General features: G+C 47.6%; 7 protein-coding genes. 5 read left to right on the top strand and 2 right to left on the bottom strand.

The window, feature by feature from the left end:
- Positions 1-17 precede the first annotated feature (17 nt).
- From ACYVR3_RS04445 to ACYVR3_RS04435, 3 genes are all read left to right on the top strand, one after another.
- A complete protein-coding gene (locus tag ACYVR3_RS04445) occupies positions 18-167 on the top strand; it encodes a transposase (RefSeq protein ID WP_151388939.1) in 150 nt (49 codons plus the stop codon).
- Positions 168-574: 407 nt separating this feature from the next.
- Entirely contained in the window at positions 575-2,794 is a 2,220-nt protein-coding gene (locus ACYVR3_RS04440; protein WP_461243283.1) for a DUF5776 domain-containing protein, read from the top strand.
- 101 nt (positions 2,795-2,895) lie between these two features.
- Positions 2,896-3,762 (top strand): DUF4430 domain-containing protein, encoded by an 867-nt coding sequence (locus tag ACYVR3_RS04435; protein WP_461243282.1) that lies wholly within the window; start codon positions 2,896-2,898, stop codon positions 3,760-3,762.
- A gap of 121 nt (positions 3,763-3,883) precedes the next feature.
- On the opposite strand, the gene ACYVR3_RS04430 is transcribed toward ACYVR3_RS04435, so the two are convergent.
- Complete coding sequence (locus ACYVR3_RS04430) at positions 3,884-4,606, bottom strand: demethylmenaquinone methyltransferase (RefSeq protein WP_461243281.1); 723 nt, start codon at positions 4,604-4,606, stop codon at positions 3,884-3,886.
- Positions 4,607-4,745: 139 nt separating this feature from the next.
- On the opposite strand from ACYVR3_RS04430, the gene ACYVR3_RS04425 reads away from it, so the two are divergent.
- Both ACYVR3_RS04425 and ACYVR3_RS04420 read left to right on the top strand, forming a co-directional pair.
- Entirely contained in the window at positions 4,746-5,591 is an 846-nt protein-coding gene (locus tag ACYVR3_RS04425; RefSeq protein ID WP_461243280.1) for a helix-turn-helix transcriptional regulator, read from the top strand.
- A 108-nt stretch (positions 5,592-5,699) separates the two neighbouring features.
- Positions 5,700-6,677, top strand: a complete 978-nt coding sequence (locus tag ACYVR3_RS04420) for a polyprenyl synthetase family protein (RefSeq protein ID WP_461243279.1) — start codon at positions 5,700-5,702, stop codon at positions 6,675-6,677.
- 235 nt (positions 6,678-6,912) lie between these two features.
- Here ACYVR3_RS04420 and ACYVR3_RS04415 read toward each other — a convergent pair whose 3' ends face one another.
- Positions 6,913-8,547: an FAD-dependent oxidoreductase gene (locus ACYVR3_RS04415; RefSeq protein WP_461243278.1), complete on the bottom strand. Its 1,635-nt coding sequence runs from the start codon at positions 8,545-8,547 to the stop codon at positions 6,913-6,915.
- Positions 8,548-8,642 lie beyond the last annotated feature (95 nt).

Raw genomic sequence — 8,642 nt, 5'->3', positions numbered from 1 at the left:
CTAAAACAGAGACCGGATTGCGTGTTAGTACATTACGAATCCGTTTATTCAAAGTCGCTGCCCGCGTTGTGTTTACCGGTCGACGAATCCAGTTACGACTGAGTTCTCATCACGTTTATCATCGACTCTTTTATCAGGTATTACAGCGTATTCAGGCTATTAAATAGCCCCAATTAAAAAAAATTCTGTACGATCAAGGGATAAGTGCACCCAAAAATTCAAAAATGACTCACCGTTAGGTGATACCATCAAAATTTAGAGTCTCAATACATAGTAAGCAAGATCAAAAGCCGTCAGTTTTTGAAAAACATGAAAACTGACGACTTTTTTGAAAGGTATGAATAATTCAGGTTGAAGTATATTTAATAAATAGAATGTAAATTTTAATTTTCTATTTCTTGTAATCTATAAAGAGACGATTCTGAATCAGAATTACGATATGAGAAATGATAATTAGTACTTTTGAAGGTAGTCGCAGTAGTATATCGCGTAGTTTGGCTGAATAAATTGTTTTAATATATGTGAGTGATTAGAATAACTGTAAACGCTTTATTTTTATAGGGGGAATCGCCATATGAAAAAATATGGAGTAGTAACGAGTATTATGTTGTTTTCAACTTTTTTAGGATTGATATCGCCAATACAAGTGGTAACTCAAACAAAACAGGGAAAATTTGCATCGGCACCTTTAAGCGCTAAGGCTGATAGCACCAACACTAAAGCACAAGATATCGAAGATGCAACGGCAAAATTTAATGAAACACTGGCGCAAGTTAATTTAGATGCAACTGTTAACTTAGATGGAACTGACACGAATGCAATTTCAGCACTAAAGTCCTCTTTCGATGATAATTTAAGTGCAGCCAGCATGACTTCCCAAAATGATTATAGCAGGGATTCGAGTATTAAAGGACTTACTAAAATCCAAGCTAGTAGTAAATATTATAGTGACGGAACTTATGATCAAAATCAATTTAATCAGGCTAATACGAGCGCCATTAATACATTAACTGACGTTTCGTTACCAGTTGACTGGGAATCAGCAGCTGAATTAGTGGCAACTTTTGCGAATAAAAGAAAAGAGGAAATAGCAGTTGCAGGTGCAACATCGTCAGCGACCGCTAATAGCGTTATAACTGCACAAGAGAAATATACGAATCCACAAGTCTTGGTGTCCTACACTGGTAAATCGATAGCAGACCAAAATATTTCAAGTTTTTTGCAATCAAAAGTCCTCGTACCTTATCTTACAACGAATATCGATGGGACAAAATTTTCTGGAAAAGAAGCTAATACAACGCAAATAGCAGATGCAAAATTTTTTGTTGAAAATATTGCGAATGCACGTAAACAGGTGGTGAATAGTTTAGCCTCGGCTTCAGATAAAGCAAAAGCAGACACTAATGCGAAAATCGATACCGCTTTGGCGAGTGATGAAGAAAAGATTGATAGCGGAACATTAACGTTTTCAGCTTTAGGCAAGTTAGTCGTAGCAGCATATAAACAATTTCAAGACCTTGGACCGGTTAGCGATATTAACGTTGTGACGGATCAAAATAAAGCAGATGCTTTAGCAACTCTTAAAAGTAATTACGATGCGGCTATGAGTAAACTATCAGCAATAACCGGTTTTGATGTGGATGTTAAAGCGGCAAAGGAGAGACTCGAAACAGCATACGCTCAGTATCAGACAGTAATCAATGGTACCGAAACACAAAGTGCTTTATCAAAGGCTATACTGGATAGCGGCAATGCCCTAGGTAGCGCAATAATCTTGAAAGCCACCGATACCGAAAAAACCGCCGGCATCAACGCCATCAACGCCGCAGTAACTGCCCAAACAGCTGTTATCAACGCCGATACTAAGGCGAGTGATGCTGAAAAGGCAACGGCGATCACTACAATCAAGAACACCGCTAATCAGTACATTCCAATGATTAATGCCAACGGTGGCATTACCGTTCAAAAGTTAAAAACAGCTCAAGACGCCGCTATCTCAACCATTAAAGCCGTAACCGCAATGCATAATCAACTTGCAACAACAGCACAACGTAACGCGGCTATGAACGCTGTTATCATTGCTGGTAACACTATGAAGGTTGACATTCAAAACGACACCTCCATTGCAGCTGCAGATAAGACAACGGCTTATGCAGCGGTTGATAAGTTAGTTACCTCGTACACGGATCAGATGAAGGCGGATAAGTTATTGACAACGGATCTCGCAAAGCTTCAAAGTGCTGGGGTTGCAGCGGTCACTGCGTTCCAAGCAACCAAGACGGCTACTGCATCGACTGCTACACCAACGACAGCCAACACAACTGTAGCAGGGACGACTAAGGCCTCAGCTAAGAAAGTGTTGTACGCGATTTCCGGTTTGAAGCTCTACAAGAGCGATAGCCTTAAAGGCAAGACGGTTGCCACATACGCTAAGCACAAGCGAACCAACCGGCCGACGTTCTTAGTTACGAAGACAGTGAAGAACGATGCTGGTAAGAAAGTTTACTACGTTCAAAACCAGGCTAGTGGCAAGAAGGGCTACATTACCAGCAGCACGAAGTCAGTTGCCTACGCTTATTACCAAACCACGCCTAAGAAGATTCAAATTATTTCAAAGGCTGGGGTTAACCAATACAAGAAGGCCAACTTATCTACGAAACAAAAGCACTACAAGAAGGGTCAAACTTTGAAGGTTAAGAAGTTGATCAAGAGTGGCGTTACAACTCGGTTCCAGTTGACGAATGGGAGCTATATTTCCGCCAACAAGAAGTTCGTGATCGATACGCAATACTAGGGCGTTACATTGGCCAATTGAAACACTTAAACTAGGTTATCAGATTGCTTAATTGCAATTATTAATGACTATATTATTAGGATGTTAGGGGAGAGTTCATTATGAAGTTTACCAAACTAGTAAAACTACTAGCTGGGACCGCCTTAGTTCTTGGCGGACTGGCTGTCGGGACTGGCGTTAGCGCAACGACAACCACGGCGCAAGCTAAAACGAAGAGCACCAAAGTGGTTAAGGCAACTTACAAGAAATTATCTAAGAAAGCCTACCACGTGACCAAGGGAACGTTCTACAGCACTAGTAAGTTGACGAAGGCCAACCACTACGCTAAGAACTATAAGCACACAACGTTCTATACGTACAACCAGGCTACGGTAACGCGGGCTAATGGTAAGAAGGCTGTTTACTACTATGTTAAGACCAGCAACAATAAGGTTAAGGGCTGGATCTGGCACAGTTATCTGAAGAAGGGTGTGGCGCCGGCTGCTAAGAAGACGACTACCACAACGACTTCAAATAAAACGACTACGACAACACCAAGCACGACTACAACGACAACGACAACGACGCCCCAAGCCCCAATCACGTCGTTAGTTGGCAGTGGGAGCACCACTAACGCCACTGAAGAACAAGTTCAAGTGCAAATCTTTGGCCCTCAAGAAGAAGGTAATAAGATTTTGAAGTCAGGAACGGTTGATATTCAATCAGGTGATACTGCCTTTGACGTACTCGAAAAATTAGATAGAGATATCTCGTACACCGGTTCTGGCTCAACGATTTACGTTAACCGGATTGGCAGTTACACTGCTGGTACTAGTGGTAATGGTGGCGGTTGGCTGTACAACATCAACGGCTCATACCCAAGTCGCAGTGCGGGCGCTTCACCTGTTAAGAACGGCGACTTAGTTCAATGGGTCTGGACATCAAAGCCTGGCGATCGTGGCTGGACTGGTGACCAAACCGGTGCTTAATGGCTCGGTAATTAAATCAGGTAATTCCGAAATTCTAATTGCAACACCATTCATCAAGCAATAAAAAGCTCAAATTGGCTATGCTGAACGCCAGCATACTCAATTCGAGCTTTTTTGGTGATTATGATCGATAACCCTTCCGCCCCAAATGCAACGCCGCCGCTCCCAAATCAAACGTCCGGTAACGCACATCTTCAAACCCAGCTGCCTCAAACATCCCAACCAACTGCTTCGCCGACACAAACGCCTTCGTGGTCTGCTGAAGATAGTCGTAATCTGAGTACCGGTTCCCAGCAAGACTCGTCATCACGGGCACCAGCTTAAAGTATGCTTGCCAGCCGATCTTAATTACCGGTTGAGTGGGCTGTGAGGTCTCTAAGCAAGCGGCCTTGCCACCGGCACGGACGACCCGGTAAAGTTCGCGGAGGATCTGGTTAGCGTCGGGGACGTTGCGGAGGCCGAAGCCGATGGTGACGACGTCAAAGGTATTGGCTGGGTACGGCAGTTGCATCGCATCGCCTTGAACGAGGGTCACCCGGTCTTCGAGGTGGGCGGCGCGAATCTTTTGTTGTGCCAGCGCCAGCATTTCCTCACTAAAGTCTAAGCCCCAAACGTGACCGCTGGGACCGACCGCTTTCGCCAGCGCAATCGTCCAGTCACCCGTGCCGCAGCAGACGTCCAGCGCAAAATTGCCCGGTTGAACGGCGAGTTGCTGCATGGTGACCTTGCGCCAGTGGTGGTGGGTGCCCAGCGTCATCAGGGTGTTCATGGCGTCGTAGTGGGTTGCGAGGCGGTTGAAGAGGTGTTGAACGTCGGCTTCTGGGGTGGGGTTAGTGAGTGACATGGTAAGGACTCCTTCGTTGAATTGGTGGTCATGCGCAAAATTGCGCTAGTTATTACGAAAATATAAGGTTAAAAAGATTATTTAGTCATGACGATATTTGATATAATGTATAAAAAATACGAATATGGACTGATAATTAATGGATATTAATCGTTTTATTGAAGCGCGTAAGGCGCATCACTTATCGCAAGCGGAACTCTGTCAGGGTATCTGCACCCAAGCCACCCTCAGTAAGTTTGAGAGTTCGGGCAAGGCGCCCGCCATCCGCATCTTAACGCAATTGTGCGCGCGGTTGGACCTAAAGTTGGACGACGTTTTTCCGGTGAATCAACCGGCACAGTCGCAGGCCAGTGTGTTGTTGGAACAGGCCGAATTTAAGTTGATCACCAGCGAGTACGAGAGCGCCTTGGTCGACCTAGGTGAGATTGACCTGGCTGACTTGAACAACAAGAGTCAGATGCAGTACTACTTCGTGCGCGGGTACCTGTCGGCGTTGTTGGACAAACCAATTGCCGATACCCTGTACGACTTTAACCTCATTTTAAATGATTTGGACGACACGCACCAAACGATTTTCACACTGCTGGCGTATACCGGGAGTGGGGTGGCGTACAGTCGCAATGGGGAAAATGCGAAGAGTGAGTTCTACTTCCAGAAGATTTTTGATAAGCTGCAGACGTTACCGTTGACCGATAACCAGTCAATTTGGCGAGTGCTCAACATGGTGTTTTATACGGCGGAGTATTTTGCTAGCGTTGGCGACTTTGAGACCAGTGATTCGCTGTTGCATTACGGCTACGGTATCTGTGCCAAGAACCACGTAACTTACTACTCAGCCAAGATCTGTTTCTTGTTGGCGCAAAATGCGCGGGATGAGCACCGCCCTGAAACTGAAGTGGTGGATCACTTGAATGATGCCAAGACCTTTGCCAAATTAAACAACAACACCCAACTTCTGGCAAAAATTGCCGCGTTTCAAGGATAAATCGTGAATTCACCAACGAATCGGTGAGGCGCTATGTTAGAATAAACCTAATTGAGTTTGGTAATCGAACGATAAGTCGTTTGGCTACCAGCGACGAGGAGGGGCAACATGGTGCATCAACTTTGGCGTCAATTTCCAACGGTTCAGCGACAGCTCACGCAGCTCCAGCCGTACCTGTTGAAAGTCGTCACGTTACCTAATCAACCGATTCACACGAAGATCACCCAGTTACTTAAGTCGGGGGGCAAACTCCTGCGACCGGGGTTCTTCTATTTATTCTCGGCGTTTGGCACGCAACGAGATGAAAATGCGTTACGGGCAGGGGCCGCTTCGCTTGAAATTCTACACGTGGCCACGCTGATCCACGATGACGTGATCGATGCGTCACCCTTGCGGCGTGGGGTCACCACGATTCACACCCAGTACGGGTCTCGGAACGCGATTTACGCGGGAGACTACTTATTTACGGTGTACTTCAGTGAAGTGATGAAGGCGACCCAGGATGTGGCCCAGCTTCAACTTCACATTGATAGCATGCGTGAAATTTTAGTGGGGGAGCTGGCGCAGATGCAGCTCAACTATAAACAGTCGGTGACCGAAGCCGAGTATTTTAACGAAATCACCGGCAAGACGGCGGAACTGTTCTGGTTAAGTTGCCGGCAAGGGGTGGCGTTGACCGGGGGTTCGGCTGAGGTGATTGACCTCGCCGGGCAGATTGGACTGACGATTGGGAAGGCTTATCAGATCTTGGATGACATCCTCGATTACGATGGTCAAACCGCGCTGACCAAGAAGCCGGTACTAGAAGATTTGAAGGCGGGCGTTTATTCGTTGCCGCTGATTCTGGCGATGAAGCAGGCGCCCCGAGCGTTTAAACCGCTGTTGAAGAAGCGGGCTGAGTTGAGTGACGCGGAGGCGTTGATGGTTCAGCAGTTGGTCAACCAGTATGGTGGTGTTGAAGCGGCTAAGCGGATGGCTGGTGAACTGACTGAGCAGGCGTTGGCGTTGATTGATCAGTTACCGGACTTGCCGGCGAAGCAAGACCTCGCAACCTTAACTAGTTGGTTGCTGACTCGAAATCAATAATTGAATGAACAAAGAGGCTGATAAGAAGTCAATATTGGTAAGGATTGAACTAGTTTCTTAACTCAAAGATAATGATAAATTTGATTTAATTTCGAGATTATTATCTAGCCTAAACGCGAGATAAAACTCAGGCCCCGGCCATATAAGCAAATTGGCGTCCAAATTCCAGAATCGGGAATTCGGACGCCAATTTGCTTATACTCTGGGACCTAACCGAGTTTTGTCTCGCTCTGCATTAATACCGTGACCGAGAAACCCCATATCGCGATTGTCCCAGTGTCCGCTGCAACCATGGCACGAACCAGAGATCCAGGCCGAAGCTGCGGCCAGAACCGTTCATCAGGGCAAAGGCCACGAAGAGCACCCAGACCGTCGCCCAACTGTGCAGGAAGACGAAGAAGCCGATGATCACCAAGAAGCAAGCACACCAGGTGCCGAGACCGAGGAAGATCAGCGCCCCAATCAATAGTTCCCAGATGCCTAACCCCGGATGACCGCTGACCAGCCAGCCCACGTCGCCGTTCAGCTTGCTAAGGCCGTCGATGAAGAGGCCGATGCCGAAGAACAAGCGTAGGGGGAGTGACCAGAGGACGTTGCCTTGCCGCGAGGTATTGGTGCCAAATACTGTCCGACCGTTAGCCACTCGGAAGATTTCGTCCATCAGGTATTTCCACATAAAGTAAAACGACTTGATGCGCCAGAAATACAGGAAGTTGGAGCCGTGCTTCATAATGGTTGCCAGCAGGCCACGAACCCGCTTACCGCCGAAGACTTGGGCAATGCCGTACTTGGCGCCAAAGGACACCGTGAAGCCCATGTCGCGGTCAACGAAGGTCTCGTAGTTCTGGGTGCCGTTGATGTCTTCAGCGATATTATGGCTGGTGGTGAAGGCTTCGTATTCGGCCTCCTGAGCCGTTTGCGGTACGGCCCGCTCTGCGCCCTTTTCGGTGGCGTTAGCGTTGTCACCGGCCACGTAGATGCTCTTGTCTTCAAAGCCACTCGCTTGCAGATACTCGTTAACGATCAGGCGGCCACCACGACCAGACTCGATGCCGAACTCGTCAGCGGTATGGTTGGTCTTCACGCCAGCGGTCCAGAGCAGCGTGTAGGTCTTGATGGGATCTTGTTCCTTGATTTCCACACTGTCAGCGTTGACCTTGGTGATCATGGAAGACGTCCGAATCTCAACGTTGTTCTTCTTGAAGTAGGCTTCGGCGTGAGCGGCGTTGGTGCGGTCCAGCATGTTGATGATGGTTGGGGCGGCTTCAACGAGGATCAGCTTAATCTCGTTGGGGTCGATTTTATTTTGCCGCGCTAAAATTGCCCGGTAGTCGATCAGTTCGCCCACCGTTTCGGCGCCGGTAAAGCCGGAACCACAGACCACCAGCGTCAACATGGCCGCCCGCTTTTCGGGATCCACTTCGACAGCCCCGAGACGGATGATTTCATTGATGTGGTTGCGTACTGCAATCGCGTCTTCCATTGACCACAAGGTAAAGCCGTTTTCCTTCACCCCAGGGGTACCGAAGTCGTTGGGTTCGCCTCCAAGACTGATCAGCAAACTATCGAACGGGTAGGTGCCCTGTTCACAGACGACCTGTTTGGCTTCCTTATCAACTTGAACGACAGTATCGGTCACTAACTTAACGTTTCGCTGCCGCGCAAAGAGCCGTTGCAGGTCGTACTGAACGGCGTCGGGTTGCACCCGCTCAGTCGCAATTTCGTGCAACTGGGTGAGGTAGGTGAAGTAGGAGTGCCGGTCGATCAACGTGATCGAGACGTCCGGTTGCGATTTAAACTGCTTCGCTAGCTTTTTAGTGGCTAGGACCCCCGCGAAGCCAGCGCCGATAACAACAATGTTCTTACTCATAATGTGCCTCCTTGTAAATGACAGGGTAAGTCAGTTCAGGTTATCAATTGGCGGTGAATATTATTAAAATGCATAATGGCAAGGTGAATACGCCG

The sequence above is a fragment of the Secundilactobacillus muriivasis genome, from assembly GCF_054785195.1.
The sequence above is the reverse complement of the archived record's forward strand: the minus strand, read 5'-3'. Positions and strand labels throughout refer to the sequence as shown.